The following is a 23,616-nucleotide window of genomic DNA, read 5'->3' as shown; positions in this document are numbered from 1 at the left end:
CTCCCGCCGCGGACCAGTCTTATAAGTGCGATTCGTCATGAATAGAATCGTACATCGATCCGGATTCGGGCGAGAACAATTCTTGCCCAGTCTCTTCGCTTTGCCCGCCCTACGAGAGCGTTGTCAGCTCGCCTCCGCCAGCCGCACCGTCTCGCTGCTGCGATAGATCGCGAGATCGCGCGAGCCGACGAAGATCGCGCGCGGCTTCAATCCGTAGAAGCGGCGGATCGAATGGCTGAAATGAGTGCTATCGGGATAACCGATGTCCTGTGCGAGATGAGCCAGGTTGAGATCCTGGTTGGCGAAGTGCAGCAAATGCCGCGCACGCTTCCAGGCCCGGAAGGAGCGGAACGAGATGCCGGTCTCTTCCTTGAACAGATGCAGGAAGCGCGAGGCTGAAAGACCAGCTTCGGCCGCGCAGGTATCTGCGGTGACGGGCTCGCCCGAAAAACGCTCGATGCGGGCGACGGCGCGCGTCACGCGCGGGTCGAGCACGCGCCGCGGCAGCGCCTCGCCAAAGCACATCTCGTCGAATTCAGCGGTGTTGATGTCGCCATACCGGCGCTGGCGCAGCAGCGCGTAGGCAGCGAGGATCTTTCGGGCATAGACCGCGCGGTCCGGTCCCATCAGTCGCTGGGCCAAAGCCTCGATCACGCCATCCGGCATGCTTTCCGGCTCGAGCGTCACGCTGATTGCGGTGCGGTAGTCGCTGGCAATGGAATGCCGCTGGTTCGGCAGGGTGACGAACAGTTCGGCGGTCGCGAGGACGTCGTCGATGGTCAGATGCAGGCTGCCTTTCACCGCGACATAGACGTGGCAGCAGCCCGGGGTTCGCTTGCGTGGCCTGCCGAGCAAGCCCGCATAGAAGACCCGCTCCGGCGTGATCAGCATCAGATGGTCGGATTCGCGACCCTTGTCTTCCATTGCGTATCCTCCTCGCACGGCTCTTTGGCCGCTGCGGACGGCGGTCACATTAGCGCAAATTTGGGCGCTGTCACGACGCGGTAGCGCTGTCATGGAGCGCAAAAGATTGCCGTTCCGAGATGACGATCAGTCTTCCCGGATGGCGATGAGATCGCAGTCCGCAACCTGCGGAGGGCTTACGCCCTCTCCCTTGGCGCAACATTCTGCTCGGCGCCGGCCTTCTGCTCCGCAGCAACCGCGCGCTTGAAACCATCGCGCTGCTGCAGGCGCGCCCAATAGGCTGCGACATTCGGCCCGAAATCCTTGGCGAGACCGACACTACCGGCCAACCGCAGCGCGTAACCAATGACAATGTCAGCCGCGGTGAAACGGCCGGCGCACAAGGCCTCAGTATTCGCGGTCGCGGCCTCGACGGCGCGCAGCCGCCCCAGGAACCACTTGGCATAGTCGGTGGCGACCTGCGGGTTGCGGCGCTCCTCCGGCTCGAGCTGGGTGTATCGGAGCACCAGCGTTTGCGGGAAGGTTAAGGTGGCGTCGCTGAAATACATCCAGTTCAGGAACGCGCCATAGGCGGGATCCTCGGGGCCGACCATCAGTGGCGTCGGGCCGTACTTGACGCCGAGATAGTGGCAGATGCCGGAGGACTCCGTCATCTTCGTCTCGCCGTCGACCATGAAAGGAATCGTGCCCAGCGGATTGAGCGCAAGATATTCCTTGGCGAAAACCCGCGGCGGGAACGGCAGCATCTTCAGCTCATACGGCAGCCCCATCTCCTCCAGCATCCAGAGCGGGCGGAACGAGCGCGCGGCGTCGCAGTGGTAGAGCGTGATCATCGGGAGTTTCCTTTGGTGCCGGGCAGCGGACCCATTGTCTTGCACAGAACCATCAGCATACCTCGTTAGCGCCACCGCCGATCGAGGTCAGGCGGTTGGAAATGAATTTTTGTAAGGAACGGCGGATGTCGTCGTGGTCGGCGGTAAACAGCATTTTTGTCGGCTCAACTCTCGGTATTTCTGATGTGCTCGTCATGGCCGGGCTTGTCCCGGCCATCCACGCCTTCGTCATCGGCAGCAAGAACGTGGATGCCCGGGACAAGCCCGGGCATGACGGAGGAGACGTTCATAGCCCCATCTGCCGGCTGGCCAGATCCTTCATGATCTCTTCGGTGCCGCCGCCGATGGCGTTGACCTTGACTTCGCGGTAGATGCGCTCGGCCTTGATGCCTCGCATGAAGCCGGCGCCGCCAAAAATCTGCACGGCTTCCGAGGCGCAGAATGCCATGGTCTGCGTCGCCTGGTTCTTCATCATGCAGATTTCAGCGACAGGGCTCTCGCCCTGCTCCAGCCGCCAGGCCAGCATCTCCAGCATCGCTTGCGATGCTGCGACCTTCTGCGCCATGTCGACGATCTTGTGGCGGATGACCTGGTGCTGGGCAAGCGGCTTGCCAAAGGTCTTGCGTTCCCTGGCATAGGCGATCGCTTCATCGAGGCAGACGCGCGCAAAGGCGGTGCAGCCCGCGGCCATGCCCATGCGTTCGCTGTTGAAGTTCTGCATGATGATCTTGAAACCCTGGCCCTCCTCGCCGATCAGGTTTGCGGCCGGCACGCGGCAATCGTCGAAATGCAGCGTTGCAGTGTCGGAGGCCCACCAGCCCATCTTCTTCAGCCTGGTGCGCGACAGGCCGGGCGTATCGCCCTCGATCAGGAGCAGGCTGACGCCGCCGGCACCCTCGCCGCCGGTACGCACCGCAACGGTCAAATAATCGGCGCGCATCCCTGAGGTGATGAAGGTCTTTTCGCCGCTCACGACGTAGTGATTGCCCTCGCGCCGCGCCCTGGTGCGGAGGTTTGCGACGTCCGAACCGCCACCCGGCTCGGTGATGGCGAGCGCGGAGATCTTGTCGCCGGAGAGCACCTGAGGCAGCACGCGCGCCTTGACTTCGGGGCGCGCCGCACGCGCGATCGGCGGCGAGCCGATGGTGTGGCTCATCAGGCTGGCGCTGACGCCGCCGGCGCCGGCCCGCGCCAGCTCCTGGCTGGCCACGATCTTCATGAACTGGTCGGCGGCGATCCCGCCATATTCCTCGGGGAATCCGAGCCCCAACAGGCCGATCCCGGCCGCCTTCCGATAGAGCGCACGGGGGAATTCGCCGGCTTCGTCCCACTCATGGGCGAACGGCGCGATCTCCCTGTCGACGAAGCGGCGCATCACGTCGCGGAAAGCGTCGTGCTCGGCGGTATAGAACGGGCTCTTCATTGCATTCGCGCCTTCGACGGCTCCCTTCTCGTTTCCACCATGGCCGGAACATTGGCGGCTCACTTGCGCCGAGTGGCTGAGTGGGGTGTGGCACGTCGCAGGCCCAGGACCTAGCAACTCAACGCAAGACGGTTTTCGTCCCTCGCAGGCCAACTCCAGATCAAAAAAGACTGCTGCACAAAAACTCCGGCTGGCCTCCCAGGGCCACGCCGGCATGGTGCACAGCAATAAGAGGACAGGCGGCACAACACCGCCGAGGGAGGGATTGTTGGCCGTTCGTTACTACGACTGGATCGCTCATCATGCGCGCCGCGCGCCTGGCAAGCTTGCGGCGATCGACCTCGCGAGCGAGCGCCGCTTCACGTATGCGCAGCTCGACGCCCGCGTCTCGCGCCTCGCCTCGTTCTTGCGCCACACGCTGAAGATTTCGCGCGGCGACCGCGTCGCGGTGCTGGCGCTGAACACCACCGATACGCTGGAGGTCCAGTTCGCCTGTGGACGGTTAGGTGCCGTGTTCGTGCCGCTGAACACCCGCCTCACCGTTCCCGAGCTTCAGTTCATCACCGGCGATTGTGCTCCGAAGGTGATGATCCACGACGCCGATCTGGCCGAGACGGCGCTCGCAGTCGCAAAACTCTGCAACGTCACCACTAGCCTGCTGCTCGGCCCCGGCGGCGCCTACGAGGCCGGCATCGCTGCGGCCAAGCCGCTGGAGCGAGCCGAAGACATCACGCTCGATGACGTCTCGACCATCATGTACACCTCGGGCACCACGGGATACCCGAAGGGCGCGACCATCACGCATGGCATGACGTTCTGGAATTGCGTCAATCTCGGCGGTCCCGCCTGCATCGGACCCTCTTCGGTGCTGCTCACCGTGCTGCCGCTGTTCCACACCGGCGGGCTCAACTGCTACACCAATCCCGTGCTGCATGCCGGCGGCACCGTGATGATCATGCGCGCGTTCGATCCCGGTGCCGCGCTCGGCCTGATCAACGATCCCGTGCAGGGCATCAACGTGTTCTTCGGCGTGCCCGCGATCTACCAGTTCATGGCGCAGCAGCCGGCCTTCGCGACAACTGATCTTTCCCGATTGATCGTCTGCGGCGGCGGCGGCGCCCCGATGCCGGTGCCGCTGCTAAAGGTGTGGGAGGCACGCGGCGTCGCGCTCCAGCAGGGCTACGGCATGACCGAGACGTCGCCAGCCGTGCTGGTGCTCGATCGCGAGGACGCGGCACGCAAGGCCGGCTCCGCCGGCAAGCCGGTGCTGCACACCGAGGTCCGCATCGTCCGCCCCGACGGCAGCGATGCCGATGTCGGCGAGCTCGGTGAGCTCTGGGTCAAGGGACCGAACATCACGCCGGGCTACTGGAACAGGCCGGAGGCGAACAAGACGTCCTTCACCGACGGCTGGCTGCACACGGGCGATGCGACGCGCGTGGACGAGGAAGGCTTCTATTATATCGTCGACCGCTGGAAGGACATGTACATATCCGGCGGCGAGAACGTCTATCCGGCCGAGGTCGAGAACGTCCTGCACCAGCTCACCGCGATCGCCGAAGCGGCCGTGCTCGGCATTCCCGATCCGCAATGGGGCGAGGTCGGCCTCGCCATCGTTGCGGTCAAGCAAGGCCAGCGACTGACCGAGGCCGATGTCTTTGCGCATTGCGCGGCCAATCTCGCGCGCTTCAAATGTCCGCGCCAGGTTCGCTTCGTCGAAGCGCTACCACGCAACGCCACCGGCAAGATCCACAAGCCGACCTTGCGCAAGCAATTCCCGGCCGCCTCCGAGATCGACAAGAAGGTCGCCAATGCCTGATCAAAGCGCCCCTCTCGCGGGCGCTTCTTGTTTTCGACGTGCCTGCTCCAACCCAGAAGAATCGCAAGGAATTTTCATGAACAAGAAACTCTCCCTGCTTGCCGCAGCAACCGCGTTGACGCTGGTCACGATCCAGGACGCTTCCGCCCAGAAGGCGTACGACACCGGAGTCACCGACACCGAGATCAAGATCGGCAATGTCGAGGCCTATTCGGGACCTGCTTCCGCCTACGGCGTCATCGGCAAGACCGAGGAAGCCTATTTCAAGATGATCAACGACCAGGGCGGCATCAACGGCCGCAAGATCAGCTGGATCTCCTATGACGACGGCTACTCGCCGCCGAAGACGGTGGAGCAGATCCGCAAGCTGATCGAGAGCGACGAGGTCTTCCTGGTGTTCAACGCGCTCGGCACGCCGACCCAGACCGCCGTGCAGAAATATCACAACTCCAAGAAGGTGCCGCAGCTCTTCCTCGCCACCGGCGCCAGCAAGTGGAACGATCCGCACAACTTCCCCTGGACGATGGGCTTCCAGCCGAGCTACCGGGTCGAGGCGCGGATCTTCGCAAAATACATTCTGAAGGAGAAGCCGGACGCGAAGGTCGCGATCTTCTATGCCAACGACGATTTCGGCAAGGACTACCTTGCCGGCATCAAGGACGTGTTCGGCGACAAGGCTTCGAAGCTGATCGTGGCGGAAGAAAGTTACGAGACGTCCGAGCCGTCGATCGACGCTCATATCGTCAAGCTCAAGGACACCGGCGCCGATGTCTTCGTGAACATTTCGACCCCGAAATTCGCGGCGCAGGCGATCAAGAAGATCGCCGAGCTCGGCTGGAAGCCGATGCATCTGATGACCGACGTCTCGGTGTCGATCGGCGCGGTGATGAAGCCGGCCGGCCTCGAGGCCTCCGAGGGCGTGCTCTCGGCCGGCTACCTCAAGGACGCGTCGGATCCGCAGTGGAAGGATGATGCCGGCATGAAAAAGTTCATGGCTTTCATCGAGAAGTACGTGCCCGGCGCGAACATCTCGGACGCCAATCTGGTTTACGCCTATGCCGCGGCCCAGACCATGGTGCAGGTACTGAAGCAGGCGGGCGACAATCTCACCCGCGAGAACGTGATGAGGCAGGCCGCCAGCCTGAAGGACTTCACCCCCGACACGCTGATCCCGGGGATCACGATCAACACCTCGGCCACCGACTTCGCGCCGATCGAGCAGCTCAAGATGTGGCGTTTCAAGAGCGGCCAGTGGGAGCTGTTCGGCCCCATCATCAGTGCCGAGCCGAGCGGCTAGGGAGCGTAACTACCCCGGCAGGAACAGAGCAAACGGCTCTTCCACCGTGCGACGCAGGTGACTGCGATACAATGCATGGTTGGGGTTATCCGGTGCGATCCGCCCCAGCGTCGGCTCTCGGACGTTCTTCAGCGGAACATAGGCGATGGGCGCAGCGATCGGCGTCAATTGCGAGCCGGGGCCGGCGCGCAGCGACGAGATGATGCCATACATCTCGCCGTTCACCGTCGGGCGCGATACCGTGATCACCCGATGCTGGCCATGCTTGTTGATGACGAGGTAGATGAACCCCGACTGATGCGGCACCGCGACTTCGCCGGTGTGCTCATAGGCGGCATCGGTCCGCTCGCCCTCGCGGAAGACCAGCGAGGAGACTCTGGGCTCCCAGACGATCTCGGTGCGATAGGCGAAGATCGCGTCCTTGTCGCCAAAGGACGGCCGCAGCGTGATGTAGACGTCCTCGATCCAGGTCACCGCGCGATGCGAATAGGAGCCGAGACTGTCGGGCGCGACATCGTTGCCGGCCGGGGGCGACGGCGCAACCGTGCTGCTCTTGCGCAAGGACACGCCCAGCGCCTGCTCGAGCCGGACCGTGGTTGCCAGCGTGAACGGGCGGCGGCCGCCGAGCGCCTTCTCCAACGTCGACAGGCTGAGCTTGGCTTGCTCGGCCAGCGCCTGCCGCGAAATCCTGCGCCTCGCGATCTCCTCGCGGATCGTCTCCGCGACCTCGCGGCTCTGCTCGTCCGAAAGCTGCCCGTCGTTGAGTTTATCCGGCGTCTGCATCGTTAGCCCTGCTTCCCACGGGCATCATTCTAGCAGGGCGGACAAATCAGCACAAAACCGGACATCGCCGCCAAAGCGGCGGCCTGCCCGGGCCAGCCGCGGCAGAACAATGCCGATCATTCTGCTCGCGAAATCGCCCCCTCCCGGCCGATGCTCGGCGTCGTCAACCACCTTTCGGGAGCAGGCCAAATGGACAATTGCGATACGGTCGACAGCAACGGGCACCCCTGGCTCGGCAGGCTGGTCAAGGTCGGACTGTTCCTCCTGGCGCAGGGCATTGCCGTGCTCCTGGTCAGCTTCGTGGCCCTGCTGGTGAGCTTCGCACCTGGCTGGTCGGCGACGACCGAGCAGGCAAGCCTGCTCCAGCCCGGCGATGCCAAGTCCGGCAGCCTCCTCCTGAAGGAGGACGGCGCTTACACCGAAGCCATCCGCCTCGGGATCGACGTCGACATCACGGTATCAGGCCCGACGCTGCGCACGCGCGTCACGCAGGTCTTCCGCAACCCGACCAAGGACTGGGTCGAGGCGACCTATGTCTATCCGCTGGCCACCGACGGCGCCGTCGACACGCTCAAGATGGTGGTCGGCGACCGCGTCATCGTCGGCGACATCAGGGAGCGTCAGCAGGCACGCGTGATCTACGAGCAGGCCCGCCGTAACGGACAGAAGGCTGCGCTCACCGAGCAGGAGCGGCCCAACATCTTCACCAACTCGGTCGCCAATATCGGTCCCGGCGAAATAGTGCTGGTGCAGATCGAATATCAGGAGCCGGTGCATCAATCCGGCAACGAATATTCGCTGCGCGTGCCGCTCGTAGTCGGGCCGCGCTACAATCCGGCGCCGATCGTGCAGAGTGTCGACTTTCGCAAGGACGGCTCCGGCTGGGGCGCGACCAGTTCAGACCCTGTGCCCGACCGTGACCGCATCTCGCCGCCGGTTCTCGATCCCGCCAACACTTCTCCGAACAGCGCGCCGATCAATCCAACCAGCATCACGGTGCACCTCAAGGCTGGCTTTGCGCTTGGCGAAGTCAAGAGCCACCATCACAACGTCAAGATCGAGAACCCGGACAACACGACGCGCGTCGTGACGCTTGCCGACGGCACCGTGCCGGCCGACCGCGACTTCGAGCTGACCTGGAAGCCTGTGGCAGAAAAGGCACCGTCGGTCGGGCTGTTCCGCGAACATGTCGGCGATGCCGACTATCTGCTCGCCTTCGTTACGCCGCCGTCCGCCGAGCAAACAACGCAGAAGCCGCTGCCGCGCGAGGTGGTGTTCGTGATCGACAATTCCGGCTCGATGGGCGGCACCTCGATCGAGCAGGCCAAGGCGAGCCTTCTTTATGCCCTCGGCCGCCTCCAGCCGAACGACCGCTTCAACGTGATCCGCTTCGACGACACCATGGACGCGCTGTTTCCGACGTCGGTGCCAGCCGATATCGCGCATATCGGTGAAGCGACGTCATTCGTCAGCACATTGCAGGCGCGCGGCGGCACCGAGATGGTGCCGGCGATGCGTGCGGCACTGACCGACAAGATCGGTGACACCAACATGGTCCGGCAAATCGTGTTCCTGACCGACGGCGCGATCGGTAACGAGCAGCAATTGTTCGAGACGATCACCGCGATGCGCGGCCGCTCGCGCATCTTCATGGTCGGCATCGGCTCCGCGCCCAACACCTATCTGATGACGCGGGCTTCCGAGCTCGGCCGCGGCGCCTTCACCCATATCGGCTCGGTCGAGCAGGTCGAGGAGCGCATGCGCGGCCTGTTCGCAAAGTTGGAGAATCCTGCCGTGACCGGCCTCACCGCAAAATTCTCGGAAGCCAAAGCCGACGTCACGCCCGCGATCATTCCCGATATCTATCGCGACGAGCCGCTGGTGCTCGCGGCAAAGCTCGACAAGCTTGCGGGCTCGCTGGAGATCAAGGGCCGCGTCGGCGACCGGCCGTGGTCGGTGACGCTGCCGCTGCAAAATGCTGCCGAAGGCAAGGGCCTGTCAAAACTCCGGGCCAGGCGCAAGATCGGCGATGCCGAGGTGGCGCGGACGCTCCGCGAGATGACGCCGGAGGACACGGACAAGACGATCCTTGCGCTGGCGCTCGACCATCAGATCGTCACGCGACTGACCAGTCTCGTCGCGGTCGACAAGACGCCGAGCCGTCCCGAAGGCCAGCCGCTCAAGCTCAGCGAGCTTCCGATCAACCTGCCGGCCGGCTGGGATTTCGCGAAAATGTTTGGCGAACGGCCGCAGCTGACGCCGACACAGTTGCGCGAGCGCCGCGCCGATGCAGGCCAGCCTGCGGCAAGGCGTCCGGCTCCTGTCGCACCCGATGCGATCCGCCTGCCCAAGACCGCGACTGCGGCCGCGCTGAAGATGATCGCAGGCCTGATCATGATCGTTCTCGCCCTGATCCTGTTCGTGTTCAACCGGCGTCAGCACTTGCTCACTGACGCCGCTTGAGAGAGGAGCGCCCCAACTCCTCTTGCTTGGCGCGCGCGGCTGCCCGTCCCGATACCAACGGCCGCGCGCGCCCTTTTTCTTCGGACGGTAGACACGATGCCCCGCCTCATCTTTCCTCTCGCTCTCGCCGTCATCGGAACGATCCTGTTCGGCGACGGCGCCTACATCCACGCCAAGGCGTGGCTCGCGCAGGTGCTCCTGGAGCGCGCGTTCGACCGGAGCGTTGCGACCGGCCGGCCGGTCAAGCCATGGTCCTGGGCCGATACCTGGCCGGTGGCGCGGATCGAGGTGAAACGGATCGGCGCCAGTGCCATCGTGCTCTCCGGAACGAGCGGGCAGGCGCTCGCCTTCGGCCCCGGTCACATCAACGAAACGGTTGATGCCGGCGAGCGCGGCGTTGCCGTCTATGCCGCCCATCGCGATACCCATTTCCGCTTCCTGCGGGATGTTGCCATTGGTGACGTGATCGATGTCACGCGCAGTGACGGTGAACGCTTTCGCTATCGCGCGGATTCCTCAAGCGTAGTCCGTTTCGACGCATCGGGCATCGATCCCGCGACGCAGGATTTCGAGCTTGTCCTTGCGACCTGCTGGCCGTTCGACGCCGTTACGTCCGGCCCCGAACGTTACCTCCTGCATGCCATCCTGATCGATGAGAGGGACTAGCCGTTCGCAATCGACCCCGTCCGGGATCGATCGAGCTCTCGAAAACCGGGCTTGGCGCGCGCGATTGAAGTCGTCGCTTGCGATCCGCCACGCATTCCGCCGTGCGGCATGCAGCTCCACCGGTTGCCACTCCACCGAACTCGCCATAGAACAACGTTACGCGCCACCAAGAAGAACAAAAGGTGAGGTCAAACCATGGAAGCCTCTAAAGCGCAGGTCTTTAAAGCGCAGGTCTCTGCTGCATCGGTTCCTGCCCGCTCATGGTCGCCGCCGCCCGATGCCAGTGACATCGTCAAGGGCATCCACGCCATGCTGCATCCGCGCAACATCGTGCTGGTGGGCGCGACCGACAAGCCGGGCAATTACGCCGAGCGCATCTGGAACAATCTGGCCAGATATGGCTTCCAGGGCGGGCTCTATCCTGTCAACGCCAGGCGCGAAACCATCTGGGGCGTGCCCTGCTACAAGGATTTTACGAGCCTCCCCGAGAAGCCTGATCACGTTCTGGTGCTGGTGCCCGCACGCTTTGCCGTGCAGGTGATCCGCGACGCTGCTGCTGCCGGCGCGCGGTCCGCCACCATCGTCACTTCGGGCTTCAGCGAGTTGCAGGATGAGGAGAGCCGGAAGCTCGCCTCGGAGCTGCAACAGGCTGTGCACGAGACGGGACTAGCCGTCACCGGCCCGAACTGCCTCGGCAATTTGAGCGCCGGCGAGAAGCTCTTCACCAACATCGACGACCGCATCGTCACCATGGAGCAGGGCGCGGTGGCGATCGCCGGCCAATCCGGCGCCATTGTCATGGCCATCCGGCAGGCCCTGGAGGATCGCGGCGTCGGTGTCGGCTACATGGTGACAACAGGCAACGAGACCGGGCTCGAGACACCCGACCTGATGCGCTATTTCGCCGAGGATCCGAGCGTCAAGGTGATCGTGGTCTATCTCGAAGGCGTGCGTAACACCAAGGCGTTTCGCGACGCCTGCAAGGCCGCGCGCGCCGCGAGCAAACCGGTGATCGCGCTCAAGCTCGGATCATCGGAAGGCGGCCGCGCCGCCGCGATGGCGCACACCGGTGCGCTGGCGGGCTCGATCGAGACATTCGACGCGATCGCAACCCGCGAAGGCGTGATCCGCGTGCGTGGGCTCGACGAATTGATCGAGACCACCGAATGCTTCGTCCATGCCGCCGTGCCGAAGGGCGACCGGCTCGCCGCAGTCACATTGTCCGGCGGCAAGCGCGGCATGCTAATCGATGCCTTCTATGCAGAAGGCCTGAATTTCGCGCCGCTCAGTCCACATGTCAGCAGCGAGCTGGCGAAGATGCTCGGCCCCGGCTCGATCGTCGGCAATCCGCTCGATGCCGGCTTTGCCGCGGTGGTCGATCCCTCTGTCTACATGAGGTCGATCAAGCTGATGATCGACGATCCCGATATCGACATCGTCATCATCGACGCCGAGTTTCCAAAAGCGCCGCACGAGCAGCGCGAGCGCAATTTGCGCATCGTCGACGAGATGGCGAGCCGGGCCGCAAAGCCCGTGATCTATATCAGCGCGATGTCGATCGGCTTCACCGAGTTCACCAAGGGCCTGCGCAAATCGCTGCCGCATCTCGCAGTGATGCAGGGCATGGACCGCGCGGTGACTGCGATCAAATCGCTGCTCGCCTATGCGAGACTGCGCAAGGAAGTTCCCGACATCATCTCGAGCTCGAATCCCGCCGCGCGCGCCATGCTGGAGAAAGCGCTGGCAGCGGCGAGCGGCGCCGCGCTCGACGAGGTCGCCTCGAAGAGGCTGCTGAAGGCCTATGGCATCCCGGTCTCGAAGGAGGGAATCGCACAGACGGCGGCGGAAGCGGTGAAGATCGCCAAGCAGATCGGCTTTCCGGTCGTGGCCAAAGTCGTGAGCGCCGAGATACTGCACAAATCCGACATCGGCGGCGTCGTGCTGAACCTCAACAGCACGACTGAAGTGAAGAAAGCTTTTTCCGACATCACCGCGCGGGTGAAGAAGAAGCTGAAGGGCAAGCCAAAGCTCGACGGCATCCTGATCGCGCAGCAGGTCAAGGCCGATCTCGAGCTCGTGGTCGGCGCCTCGCTCGATGCCGAGATGGGACCGGTCGTGCTGTTCGGCACCGGCGGCATCGATATCGAGCTGATGAAGGACGTGGCCCTTGCCGGCGCGCCGCTGGACGAGGCCGAGGCGCGGCTCCTGATCGGCCGCACCAAGGCCGGCATCAAGATGCGCGGCTATCGCGGCAAGCCGGCGCTGCACGAGGCCTCCGCCGTGAAGGCGCTGGTCGGCCTGTCCAACCTGATCGCGGATGCCGGCGATCGCATCGCCTCGATCGACGTCAATCCATTCCTGATCAACAGCAAGACGGGCGTGGCGGTCGACGCCTTGATCGTGCTGAACAATGCGACCGCCGAACGCGCTGCCGGACACTAATTGTCGCGTAGGGCGGATTAGCGCAGCGTAATCCGCCGATCGGGACAATAGGAAAAAATGGCGGGTTACGCCTCGATAATCCACCCTACTTAACATTGCGGGCTTCTTCCAACTTCCCTGCTTTGGCCGTAGACTCAGCCGCATGGCACGCGCGAGCAATCTGGTGATCGGAACGGCGACGCTGGCGGTGATCGCCCTGGCGTTCGGCGGCCTGCTCGGCGTGCAGAAATGGCGCACGATCCAAAGCCGCAGCCAGTTGCGCGTCGTGTTCGAAGGCGGTTCCGCGAGCGGCCTGCGCCGCGGCGGCCCGGTCAATTTCGACGGCGTGCCGGCCGGCCAGATCCTGTCGATCAAACTGGACAGTCCGCGCAAGGTCGTGGCGCTGGTGTCGCTCGACAACACCGCGCCGATCCGCAAGGACACGGTCGCCGGCATCGAGTTCCAGGGCCTGACCGGCGTCGCTGCGGTCTCGCTGATCGGCGGCGCGCCGTCCGCGCCGCCGGTGCCGCTGGATCTGGACGGCATTCCCGTGCTGACCGCCGATCTCAGCGACGCTGAATCCATCGTCGACACGCTGCACAGCGTCGATCGCACGATCGTCATCAACGCGCCGGCGATCAAGGACGGCCTGCGTACGTTCGAAGACTATACCGCCGACCTTAGAGGCAAGGGCGACCAGATCGACGCGGTGATGCTCAAGGTCGACAATGCATTTGCGGGCTTCGACAAGGCCGTCACGAAGATTGAGGGCGTGGTCCCCGGCTTCGTCGACGGCAAGGCCGACGAGCTGTTCGAAAAGGTGACGGGGCTGCACGAGCTCGCCGACACCATGAGGAAGAAATCGGTAAGCTTCCTTGAGGACACGCGCCGCTCGCTGCTCGATGTCAGTGAAGCCGCCAACAAGATGAGCGGGACGCCCGCGCCTGCCGCCGCCCCGCGTCCGCCGCGCAAGCCAACGCAGCAGAAGCGGTAGAGCCTACCAGGTGTAACGCACGACGCCCTTGCCGGCGTAGGAGCGCGTGACATTCGAGAACTCGCCCTCGAAGGTTGCCGACGCGGACCAGCCGTTCATCCAGTTCATCTGCACCGACGCCGTGGTCAGTGCGGAATCGCGCGCCAGCGCGGCACCGTTCACGACGAAGGCCGATCCAGGCAGCGTCTGGAACACCGCGCCGACCGTGCGATCCGGACTGAAATCATGCGCCCATGCGGCGCGGCCGCGCAACGTCAGCACACCGCCGGCGGTGGCAAACGATCTGTCGGCGCGCAGGCCGAGCTCGGTGCGGGTGCTGGTCACGTCCTTGGCGGCATAGTTGAGCGCAAAGGCGTTGTTGCCGACCACGGCGAATTCCGAATAGCTCGGCAGGCTGAACATCGTGGCCTGGAGCGCGGCATAGGGCGTCAGCCCGATCCACGGCATCGCCTGGCGATAGCCGCCCTCGATACGGCCTGAAACGGCGTTGGCATTGAACTGCGCACGCAGCTGATCGGTGCCGGCGGCCGTGACGATGCGGTTGGTGGTGACATCCTGCCAGCCATAGGCCAGTGCGGCCGTGACATAGGCAGGCCCGGCATTGTGGCGAACGAACGCGCCGGCCTGGAACAGATCCGAATGGCCCCAGCCCAGTCCGTTGACGCCGAAACCGGTGCCGCCGCCGGCGAGCGCGAAGCCCGCGACTGTCGCAGGCGAGAAGCGATAGTCGAGACCGACCGCGGTTCCGTAGACGCTGCTGGTTGTGTTGTTGGAGCCGAGTGCCGCGCGACCGTCGGTGGTCTGCGAGCCGCCGAAGCCGGCCGCCCAAGCATCCCAGCGCTGCTCGAATGTCGGCGATGGCACCTTGCGCTGGATCGAGGCAAAGGCGTCGCTCGGGCGCTTGCCTGATGCGGCGTAGGCAGTCGCGCTGGTCTCATCGGCATAAGGCGTCGCGCCGGGCGTGCCGCCGCGCCCCGAGCCGAACACGTCGGTCAACAGGCTCATGAACAGGTTCATCGCATTGAACGTCGTCTGCTGCGATCCGGTTGCGGATTCGCCCGAGGCCTGAGTCAGGCCGGATGGCGAGAGGTTCGCCAGCGTCAGGGGAAGGCCACCTGTGGTGTTGAAGTAGCGTGTCAAAGCATTGGCGACGTTCTGCTGATTGATATTGAGACCGCCGCCATAATTCAGCGCGAGATCGAGGAACACATTGTTCGGGTCGTAGCCCAGGCTAGCCTGGAGATTCGGCGAGAGCCCCGCCACGACCGGGTTGAACCTGTCGGGCAACGTGCCCGCGGTCAGGATTGTGTAATGCTTCGCGATCGATCCGGTCGGGACGACCACGACCGTGGCGCCGCCGAGCGTTGCCGTTCCCACCACGACCGCGATGCCATTGCTCGTGCCAGACACCTGCACCACGTAGCTCGACGTCGGTGTGAACGAGAGACCACCTGACACGGTGAGCGTGCCGGTTGGGCTGCCCGGCGCCAGCGCGCCGCCATTGATGGAGATGGAGCTTCCGACCGTGCCGACCCCGCCAAACGTGCCGCCCGCCGCGACGCTCACATTGCCGTTGATGGTGCCGGCGAGCATCAGCGTGCCGCCGAGCACGTTCCAGTCCTGATTGCCGGTGCCCGTCACCGTCCAGGTCGAGCTGTCGACCTTGTTGAAGGTCGAGAAGCCGTCGTACTGGAGGCCGGTGCCGATCAGGCTGAGATCGAACGTATCCTTGCCGGTGCCGCCGAGCTGGAAGGTGTCGGTGCCGGCGCCAAGCACGAATCCGTTGATGATGCTGCCGGGCCCGAGCGTAAGCGTGTTCGGGCCACAGCTACAGAACTCGATAGCAGCAAAACCGGTCGCGGCGTTGATGGTTCCCGAGTTGAAGACGCTCGCCCCACCACTCACGCTGATGCCGACACCGCTGGCCCCGACTGTGATGGTGCCGGTATTGACGACCTGGTTGGTCGTACTCAGTGTCGTCACGTCGATGCCGACGCCAGCTGCCCCGACCGAGATCGTGCCATTGTTGGTGACAATATTGGAATCACCGAACACCACGATACCCTCGGCGAAATCGGTCCCCGTGATCCGCCCGCTGTTGGTGATCGCGGAGGACAGGCCGGAATAGGCGATGCCCGCACCGCCTAGGCCAACACTGATCGTCCCGCTCTGACTGATGACGGCCCGATCACCCTGCACCGAAATGCCTGCCGACCCGCTGTCGCCCGTCGTGATCAAACCGCTATTGGTGACCTTGGCGTCATCGCCAAATAGGGCAATACCGACGCCGAAGTCGGCTGCCGTGATAGCGCCAAAATTGCTGACGGTTTGAAAGTTTCCCTGCATGAAGATGCCGGCGGCATTCTGCCCGACCGAGATCGTGCCGGAGGCCGTGTTGACGACCGTGTTGTTGTTGTTGATCGCGAGAATGCCGCCGGAGAATCCGGTGGAATCGCCGGCGGTGATCGCGCCGGCGTTCGTCACGGTCGCACCGCCAAACGCGAAGATCCCGATCGAATCGTTGGTGCCGGTGATCGTGCCTGTCGCGGCATTGGTGATTGTGTTGGCCTGTCCCGCGAAGATGCCTACGCCCGACGCCCCGACGGACAGCGCACCGCTGTTGGTGACGGTGTTGTTGTCACCTACCGAGATCGCGGCACCGCTGTCGCCGGTCGTTATCGTTCCGGCATTGGCAATGACGTTGTGATCGAGCGCGGAGATGCCGAGGCCGTTGTCAAGCACCGTGATGATGCCGTTGTTGGTCACGGTATTCGAATTTCCCGCGCTGACGCCGGTCAGGCCCGAACCTGCCGAGAGCGCCCCGCTGTTGGTGACGGTGTTGGAGTCGTTGAGGCCGATCGAGACTGAGCCGTTGTCATTCACGGTCGCGCCCGACAGCACGTTCACGGTGAGGCTGTTAACGCCAGCGCCGGCCTGAAAGCCGTCGGTATCAGTGCCGCTACAGGTGACGGTCTGGCCGCTCGAGACCGGATCAGGCACGCATTGCGCAGTGGCCGGCGTGGTCGAAATGCCGAGACCGAACACGAGCGTCAGGATGGCCGATGCGCCAGCGCATGACACGGCGCCATACCGGCGCAGTTCACCCTGCGGCCTCCATAGCCCCACGCCCCTCACGTCACACTCCCCCAGCCCCAGCTGTTCCGCCAGTGAACTTAGGGCATGAGAACGTTCCGTAGAACTACGGTCGGGTCGGAATGCGTCCGTTTGGCGTACAACCAGGGCAGAATCCGACAGCTATGTTGCAACCGCGCCACGGTTTTGCCGGCAAACTTACCATTCCGCGCAAGATACGGTTGCCCACCGACCCGGATATCGGCCGTCGTGACCTAGTAATTGCTCGGCGCGGCCTCGTTCGGGATGCCGTCGATCGGGCATTCGGCCGTGCCCGGCGTCGAGCGCGTCATCGCCTCGACCATGTCCCGCGTGCCTTCCGGATCCGCGATCCAGTTCTTGTAGAAATCATAGGGACAGGCCGCGACGCCGCGCGGGCTCTCGCCCGAATTGATCATGCCGGTGTAGCCGCGGTGGACCAGCTTGTAGAGATGGTTCTGCGACTGGCCGTTGCGGCGGGCATCACGGATCAGATGCTTCGAGAGCTGCGCATACTGGATGCCGTAGTCCTCCTCACCGCACTCGCCGAGCGTGCGACCGTCGAAGCCGATGATCGCGGAGTGGCCGAAATAGGAATAGACGCCGTCGAAGCCGGCGGCGTTGGCAACCGCGACATAGACATTGTTGGCCCACGCCATCGCCTTGGAGATCAGGATCTGCTGCTCCTTGGCCGGATACATGTAGCCCTGGCAGCGCACGATCAACTCGGCGCCCTTCATGGCGCAGTCGCGCCAGATCTCAGGAAAATTGCCGTCATCGCAGATAATCAGGCTAACCTTCATGCCCTTCGGGCCATCGGAGACATAGGTGCAATTGCCGGGATACCAGCCCTCGATCGGCACCCAGGGCATGATCTTGCGATACTTCTGCACGATCTCGCCCTGGTCGTTCATCAGGATCAGCGTGTTGTAGGGCGCCTTGTGCGGATGCTCCTCATGGCGCTCGCCGGTCAGCGAGAACACGCCCCACACTTTTGCCTTGCGGCAAGCCTCGGCGAAAATCGCGGTCTCCTCACCGGGCACGGCCGAGGCGGTCTCGTACATCTCCTTGGAGTCGTACATGATGCCTTGCGTGGAATATTCCGGGAAGATGACAAGGTCCATGCCGGGCAGGCCGGCCTTCATGCCCACCAGCATGTCGGCAATCTTGCGGGCGTTGTCGAGCACCTCCGCCTTGGTGTGCAGGCGGGGCATCTTGTAGTTGACGACTGCGACGCCGACGGTGTCGTTGCTGCTGGAAATATCGCCGTGAAGCATGTTGAGCGCTCCTGTCTTTTATTCGTTTGAGGTCATCGCGTGCGTTAGTGGCTGATCATCCAGGGCCGCGCGGTCGGAAAGCCCTTGGCGCCGCTTTTAGTCTTGGTCACCAGCCGCGCCGGTTTCTTCTTGTCAGACCCGTTCTTGTCCTTCACGGTCTTGCCCGAGGAGCAGCAACCGCAACCGGGGCCGTGCGAGGCCTTGTACTGCGCGAGCGTCTGCGGCGCGTGCGAGCTGCGTTCATTGACGGCGTGGGCTTTTCGCTTCTCCGCCGGCATGCAGAAGAAATTCGGTGCAGTCAGGATCACCCGCGGCGCCGACACCTCGCAATGCGGACAGTTTTGCGGATCGTCGCATTCCGCCATCGGTCGAAGGTCCTTGAAGGGACCGCAATCGTCACAGAGATATTCATAGACCGGCATCTTGTATCCCTTCGCGCTCGGTGATGTCCGCTTCACCTCGCCCCGCTTGCGGGGGAGAGGTCGGAACGCATCGCAAGATGCGTTCCGGGTGAGGGGCAGTCTCCGCAAACTCACTGCTACCGTTCGTGCGGAGACAGCCCCTCACCCCAACCCTCTCCCCGTAAGAACGGGGAGAGGGGGCGCAGTGATCATTTGTCCGGCGAGATCGGCATCTGGATATCGCCGGTGATGTGCTTGATGGGACCAGCCGCCGACGGCATCACGTCGAAGTCGAATATCTCCGTCGGCAGCCATAGCGTGGCGCAGGCATTGGGGACGTCGACCACGCCGGAGATGTGGCCCTGAACCGGTGCGGTGCCAAGGATCGAATAGGCCTGGGCGCCGGAGTAGCCGAACTTCTTCAGATATTCGATCGCGTTGAGGCAGGCCTGACGATAGGCGATGGTGACGTCGAGATAGTGCTGCTTGCCCTGCTCGTCGACCGAGATGCCTTCGAAGATCAGATAGTCCTTGTAGTTCGGCGTGATCGGCGACGGCTTGAAGATCGGGTTCTTGATGCCGTATTTCGACATGCCGTCCTTGATCACCTCGACCTTCAGATGCAGCCATCCGGCCATCTCGATCGCGCCGCAGAAGGTGATCTCGCCATCGCCCTGGCTGAAGTGCAGGTCGCCCATCGAGAGACCGGCGCCGGGCACATAGACCGGGAAGTAGATTTTCGAGCCGCGGGAGAGATCCTTGATGTCGCAATTGCCGCCGTGCTCGCGCGGCGGCACCGTGCGCGCACCTTCGGCGCCGATCTTGGCCTTGACGTCTCCCTTGGCACGACCGCCATGGGCCGTCGCCGCGAACGGCGGATTGGCCAAACCGGGCACGCGGGTGGGGTCGGTCGAGATCAGCTCGGCCTCGCGCTTGTTCCAGGTCTCCAGCATCTTGGGATCGGGCAGACAGCCGATCAGGCCGGGATGGATCAGGCCTGCGAAATTCACGCCAGGCACGTGGCGCGACGAGGTGTAGAGACCCTTGATGTCCCAGATCGACTTCTGCGCCAGCGGGAAGTGGTCGGTGAGGAAGCCGCCGCCATTCTGCTTGGAGAAGAAGCCGTTGAAGCCCCACAGGCTCTCCTTCATCGGGCCGACGTCGAGCAAGTCCACCACGAGGAGGTCGCCGGGCTCCGCGCCCTTGACGCCGATCGGACCGGAGAGGAAGTGCACGATCGAGAGATCGATATCGCGCACGTCGTCGGCGGAATCGTTGTTCTTGATGAATCCGCCGGTCCAGTCATAGGTCTCGATGATGAAATCGTCGCCGGGATTGACCCAGGACACCATTGGAATGTCGGGGTGCCAGCGGTTGTGCACCATGTCATTTTCGTAAGCCGACTTGGTGAGATCGACCTTGATCAGTGTCTCTGGCATCGAGAAGCTCCCCTTTTACACGGTTGGTTAGACGGACAGATATTTCGAGACCTGCGCAGCATCGACGCTGTCGCGCGGGTCGTCGCGCACGATGGCGCCGTTCTCGATCACCAGCACGCGGTCGGCGATATCGAGCGCAAAGCTCAGGACCTGCTCGGACACCACGATCGACAGGCCCTTTTCATCGCGGATGCGCTTGAGCGTTCGCGCCATCTCCTTGATGATTGACGGCTGAATGCCTTCAGTGGGCTCGTCCAGCAGCAACACCTTCGGCTTGGTTGCGAGCGCGCGGGCAATCGCCAATTGTTGTTGTTGCCCGCCGGAGAGATTGCCACCGCGACGATCCTTCATCTCCAGCAGAACCGGAAACAGCTCATAGATGTCGCTAGGCACCTCGGTCCCGCCGGAGACGACGAGCCCGGTCTCGATGTTCTCCTTCACCGTCATGGTGGAGAAGATCATGCGGCCCTGCGGCACATAGGCGAGGCCTTTGGCCACGCGCTCGTAGCTCGGCAACCCGCCGAGCTCGGCACCGTCCATGGTCACCGAGCCGCTTTTCGCCGGAAGGATACCCATCAGCGATTTCATCAGCGTGGTCTTGCCCATGCCGTTGCGGCCCATGATCGCGACGATCTCATTGGGAGCGACCTTGACGTTGAGCCCGTGCAGCACCTCGCTCTGGCCGTAGGCGACGTGGAGATCTGAAATAGCGAGCATCGTCACGCCTCCTTAGTGGCCGAGATAGACTTCGATGACCTTGGGATCGTTCTGCACCTTCTCCATGGTCCCCTCGGAGAGGATCTGGCCTTGGTGCAGCACGGTGACCTTGTGCGCGATGTCCTCGACGAACTTCATGTCGTGCTCGATCACCAGCACCGACCGGTTCTTGATGATGCGGTTGAGGAGCTCGGCGGTCTTGGCCCGCTCGGACACGCTCATCCCGGCGACGGGCTCGTCGAGCATCAGGAGGTCCGGATCCTGGATCAGCAGCATGCCGATCTCGAGCCATTGCTTCTGGCCGTGGCTGAGCAGATCGGCGCTCATGTTCAGCCGATCCTTCAGGAAGATCATCTCGGCAACTTCATGCACCCGGTCGCGCACGGCGGCGTCTCGGGTAAAGGTCAGCGCACCGAACACAGAGCGCCCGCGCGGATAGGAGATCTCCAGGTTCTCGAACACCGTGAGATCGTCGTAGATCGACGGGTTCTGGAATTTGCGTCCGACGCCAGTCTTGACGATCTCGTTCTCCTTCATCCGCGTCAGCTCCTTGCCGCGGAACTGGATCGAGCCCGACGTCGCTTTGGTCTTGCCGCAGATCAGGTCGAGCACCGTGGTCTTGCCGGCGCCGTTCGGACCGATGATGACGCGGATCTCGTTCTCGTCGACATAGAAGGAGAGATCGTTGACCGCCTTGAACCCGTCGAAGGAGACGGTCAGGGCTTCGACGGCGAGCAGGAATTCCTTGGGCTGATGACCGACGAGCATGATCTATCTCCTCACTGCCAGCGTGGCATCGGCATCGTGATGACCTACGAGCATGATGATCTCCTCACTCGGCCGGGGCGCCGTCGGCGACCGAGCTGTCGGTCCAGCCTTCAGGCTTGGGTTTGCGCGGCGAGATCAGGCGGTCGATGCGCGGCTGCACATAGTCGCCCCAGATTCCGGCAAGACCGTTCGGGAATGCGAGAACCACGGCGATGAACAGGCCGCCGAGACCAAACAGCCACAATTCGGGGAACGTTTCCGACAGGCTGGTCTTGGCGAAATTGACCAGTAGCGTGCCGTAGACCGCGCCGAGGATCGACAGCCGGCCACCGACCGCTGTGTAGATCACCATTTCGATCGATGGCACGATGCCGACGAAGGACGGTGACATGAAGCCGACATTGAGTGCAAACATCGCGCCGCCGATCGCGGCGAATACGGCGGCGATGCAGAAGGCGAATATCTTGAAGTTCGCGACGCTGTAGCCGGAGAACCGGACCCGATCCTCCTTCTCCCGCATCGCGACCAGGATGCGCCCGAGCTTGGAGTGCCGGATGAACTGCGCGATCATGATGCAGACGAACAGGCATCCGACCTCGAAGAAGTACAGCACGACCTTGGCGTGATCGGGCCGGATGTCCCATCCCTTCAGCGTCCGCAGATCGGTCATGCCGTTGATGCCGCCGGTGTAGCCTTGCTGGCCCACGATCAGGATAGTGAGGATGGCCGCGACCGCCTGGGTGATGATCGCGAAGTAAGTGCCGCCGACGCGGCGCTTGAACATCGCGGTGCCGATGATCAGCGCGAAGATGCCAGGCACCAGGATGATGGCGGCGATGGTGAAGGTGAGGCTGTTGAAGGGCTTCCAGAACAGCGGCAGCGCCGTGATCTGATTCCAGTCCATGAAATCGGGAATGCCGGGGGTCGACTGGATCTTGGTGTTCTCCACGCTCGATGCCTCGAGCTTGAGGAACATCGCCATGCAGTAGCCGCCGAGCCCGAAGAACACGCCCTGGCCGAGGCTGAGAATGCCGCCATAGCCCCAGCAGACCACCAACCCCAGCGCGACGAAGGCATAGGTCAGGTATTTCGCGACCAGGTTGAGCCTGAAGACGTCGAGCGTGAGCGGCAGCACCACCACCAGGAAGACTGCGAGCACCAGAATTCCGATGAGCTCCGATCGATTGAAGAACCGATTGTCGGTCATTGCATCAGCCTCTGTTTCTCACTTGCGGACCTTGAGGGCGAACAGCCCCTGCGGACGCAGCATCAGGATTCCGACAACGGCGAGCAGCGTCAGCACCTTGGCCATCGAGCCCGACATGAAGAACTCGAGGGTGGATTGCGTCTGCGAGATCGAGAAGGCCGAGGCGATGGTGCCGAGCAGGCTCGCAGCGCCGCCGAACACGACCACCAGGAACGTGTCGACGATGTAGAGCTGTCCGGAGGTCGGCCCGGTCGAGCCGATCATGGTGAAGGCGCTGCCGGCGACGCCGGCGATGCCGCAGCCGAGGCCGTAGGTATAGCGGTCCACTTTCTCGGTGTTGATGCCGACGGCGCCGGCCATGATGCGGTTCTGCACCACCGCGCGGACCTGGCGCCCCCAGCGCGATTTGTACATTACATAGGCGACGCTGATCGTGATCAGCAGGGTCAGGCACATCACGAAGACGCCGTTGATCGGCACTTCGATGCTGTCGGTGACGTGCAGCGATCCGAGCATCCATTGCGGCAACTCGACGCCGACCTCACGCGCACCGAATACGGAGCGATAGGCCTGCTGCAACATCAGGCTGAGGCCCCAGGTCGCAAGCAGCGTATCGAGCGGGCGCTTGTAGAGATGCCGTATCAGCACCCATTCCACCAGCATTCCCAACGCGCCGGATGCAACAAAGGCGAGGATCATCGCGAGGAAGAAGTAGCCGCTGAACAGGCTCGGCAAATAGGCCTGGAAGAAATTCGATGTCATCCAGGTGACGTAGGCCCCGAGGATCATGAACTCGCCGTGGGCCATGTTGATGACGCCCATCTGGCCGAAGATGATCGCAAGACCGAGCGCCATCAGCACATAGACAGAGAACAGGATCAGTCCTGCAAAGCCCTGCATGACGAAAATGGAGCCAAGGTCACCAAGCGAGTAGTCGCCGAACATCGATGTCCTCCGTCAGGGATGAGGTCCCGCGTCGCGAGCAGATTCGCGACGCGGGGGTCTTGGGCATAGACTTGCAATCCATGCCAGGGAGCGGCTCGAGCTTGGGGAAACCGCGGCGGTCGCCGCGT

General features: G+C 63.3%; 19 protein-coding genes. 6 read left to right on the top strand and 13 right to left on the bottom strand.

What is annotated here, in order from left to right:
- Positions 1-123 precede the first annotated feature (123 nt).
- The 4 genes from ABIC09_RS35295 to ABIC09_RS35280 form a co-directional block, all read right to left on the bottom strand.
- Positions 124-924, bottom strand: a complete 801-nt coding sequence (locus ABIC09_RS35295) for a helix-turn-helix domain-containing protein (RefSeq protein ID WP_354031442.1) — start codon at positions 922-924, stop codon at positions 124-126.
- A gap of 176 nt (positions 925-1,100) precedes the next feature.
- A complete protein-coding gene (locus ABIC09_RS35290; RefSeq protein ID WP_354112127.1) occupies positions 1,101-1,757 on the bottom strand; it encodes a glutathione S-transferase family protein in 657 nt (218 codons plus the stop codon).
- Between the two features lie 52 nt (positions 1,758-1,809).
- The gene (locus tag ABIC09_RS35285; RefSeq protein WP_354031440.1) at positions 1,810-1,974 is read right to left on the bottom strand and encodes a hypothetical protein; all 165 of its coding nucleotides are present in this window, start codon (positions 1,972-1,974) and stop codon (positions 1,810-1,812) included.
- A 69-nt stretch (positions 1,975-2,043) separates the two neighbouring features.
- Positions 2,044-3,180: an acyl-CoA dehydrogenase family protein gene (locus ABIC09_RS35280; protein WP_354112126.1), complete on the bottom strand. Its 1,137-nt coding sequence runs from the start codon at positions 3,178-3,180 to the stop codon at positions 2,044-2,046.
- A 268-nt stretch (positions 3,181-3,448) separates the two neighbouring features.
- Between ABIC09_RS35280 and ABIC09_RS35275 the strand changes: the two genes are divergently transcribed.
- Together ABIC09_RS35275 and ABIC09_RS35270 are read left to right on the top strand one after the other, a co-directional pair.
- Complete coding sequence (locus tag ABIC09_RS35275) at positions 3,449-4,999, top strand: acyl-CoA synthetase (RefSeq protein WP_354112125.1); 1,551 nt, start codon at positions 3,449-3,451, stop codon at positions 4,997-4,999.
- Between the two features lie 76 nt (positions 5,000-5,075).
- Positions 5,076-6,296 (top strand): ABC transporter substrate-binding protein, encoded by a 1,221-nt coding sequence (locus tag ABIC09_RS35270; protein WP_354031437.1) that lies wholly within the window; start codon positions 5,076-5,078, stop codon positions 6,294-6,296.
- A gap of 9 nt (positions 6,297-6,305) precedes the next feature.
- Here ABIC09_RS35270 and ABIC09_RS35265 read toward each other — a convergent pair whose 3' ends face one another.
- Positions 6,306-7,079 (bottom strand): helix-turn-helix domain-containing protein, encoded by a 774-nt coding sequence (locus tag ABIC09_RS35265; protein WP_354031436.1) that lies wholly within the window; start codon positions 7,077-7,079, stop codon positions 6,306-6,308.
- 189 nt (positions 7,080-7,268) lie between these two features.
- On the opposite strand from ABIC09_RS35265, the gene ABIC09_RS35260 reads away from it, so the two are divergent.
- The 4 genes from ABIC09_RS35260 (at position 7,269) to ABIC09_RS35245 (ending at position 13,623) form a co-directional block, all read left to right on the top strand.
- Positions 7,269-9,542, top strand: coding sequence for a marine proteobacterial sortase target protein (locus ABIC09_RS35260; protein WP_354112124.1), 2,274 nt, complete (start codon positions 7,269-7,271; stop codon positions 9,540-9,542).
- Positions 9,543-9,638: 96 nt separating this feature from the next.
- Complete coding sequence (locus ABIC09_RS35255) at positions 9,639-10,208, top strand: class GN sortase (protein ID WP_354112123.1); 570 nt, start codon at positions 9,639-9,641, stop codon at positions 10,206-10,208.
- Positions 10,209-10,403: 195 nt separating this feature from the next.
- The gene (locus ABIC09_RS35250; RefSeq protein WP_354112122.1) at positions 10,404-12,650 is read left to right on the top strand and encodes an acetate--CoA ligase family protein; all 2,247 of its coding nucleotides are present in this window, start codon (positions 10,404-10,406) and stop codon (positions 12,648-12,650) included.
- 142 nt (positions 12,651-12,792) lie between these two features.
- Positions 12,793-13,623, top strand: coding sequence for an MlaD family protein (locus tag ABIC09_RS35245; protein ID WP_354031432.1), 831 nt, complete (start codon positions 12,793-12,795; stop codon positions 13,621-13,623).
- Between the two features lie 3 nt (positions 13,624-13,626).
- Here ABIC09_RS35245 and ABIC09_RS35240 read toward each other — a convergent pair whose 3' ends face one another.
- The 8 genes from ABIC09_RS35240 to urtB form a co-directional block, all read right to left on the bottom strand.
- Complete coding sequence (locus ABIC09_RS35240) at positions 13,627-16,704, bottom strand: autotransporter outer membrane beta-barrel domain-containing protein (RefSeq protein WP_354112121.1); 3,078 nt, start codon at positions 16,702-16,704, stop codon at positions 13,627-13,629.
- A gap of 266 nt (positions 16,705-16,970) precedes the next feature.
- Positions 16,971-18,011: an aliphatic amidase gene (locus ABIC09_RS35235; RefSeq protein ID WP_148754357.1), complete on the bottom strand. Its 1,041-nt coding sequence runs from the start codon at positions 18,009-18,011 to the stop codon at positions 16,971-16,973.
- A 44-nt stretch (positions 18,012-18,055) separates the two neighbouring features.
- Positions 18,056-18,433 carry an FmdB family zinc ribbon protein gene (locus ABIC09_RS35230; RefSeq protein ID WP_148754356.1) on the bottom strand — a complete coding sequence of 126 codons (378 nt, stop codon included), beginning with the start codon at positions 18,431-18,433 and terminating at the stop codon, positions 18,056-18,058.
- A gap of 188 nt (positions 18,434-18,621) precedes the next feature.
- Entirely contained in the window at positions 18,622-19,851 is a 1,230-nt protein-coding gene (gene fmdA / locus ABIC09_RS35225) for a formamidase (RefSeq protein ID WP_148754355.1), read from the bottom strand.
- A gap of 27 nt (positions 19,852-19,878) precedes the next feature.
- Positions 19,879-20,568: an urea ABC transporter ATP-binding subunit UrtE gene (gene urtE, locus ABIC09_RS35220; protein WP_148754354.1), complete on the bottom strand. Its 690-nt coding sequence runs from the start codon at positions 20,566-20,568 to the stop codon at positions 19,879-19,881.
- A 12-nt stretch (positions 20,569-20,580) separates the two neighbouring features.
- Positions 20,581-21,336 (bottom strand): urea ABC transporter ATP-binding protein UrtD, encoded by a 756-nt coding sequence (urtD, locus tag ABIC09_RS35215; RefSeq protein WP_148754353.1) that lies wholly within the window; start codon positions 21,334-21,336, stop codon positions 20,581-20,583.
- 64 nt (positions 21,337-21,400) lie between these two features.
- Complete coding sequence (gene urtC / locus ABIC09_RS35210; RefSeq protein ID WP_148754352.1) at positions 21,401-22,543, bottom strand: urea ABC transporter permease subunit UrtC; 1,143 nt, start codon at positions 22,541-22,543, stop codon at positions 21,401-21,403.
- A gap of 18 nt (positions 22,544-22,561) precedes the next feature.
- Positions 22,562-23,488: an urea ABC transporter permease subunit UrtB gene (urtB, locus tag ABIC09_RS35205; RefSeq protein WP_148754351.1), complete on the bottom strand. Its 927-nt coding sequence runs from the start codon at positions 23,486-23,488 to the stop codon at positions 22,562-22,564.
- Positions 23,489-23,616 lie beyond the last annotated feature (128 nt).

It is taken from the genome of Bradyrhizobium sp. S3.12.5 (assembly GCF_040548225.1).
Classification (GTDB): domain Bacteria; phylum Pseudomonadota; class Alphaproteobacteria; order Rhizobiales; family Xanthobacteraceae; genus Bradyrhizobium; species Bradyrhizobium cytisi.
This window is presented reverse-complemented; position numbering and strand designations above follow the sequence as displayed.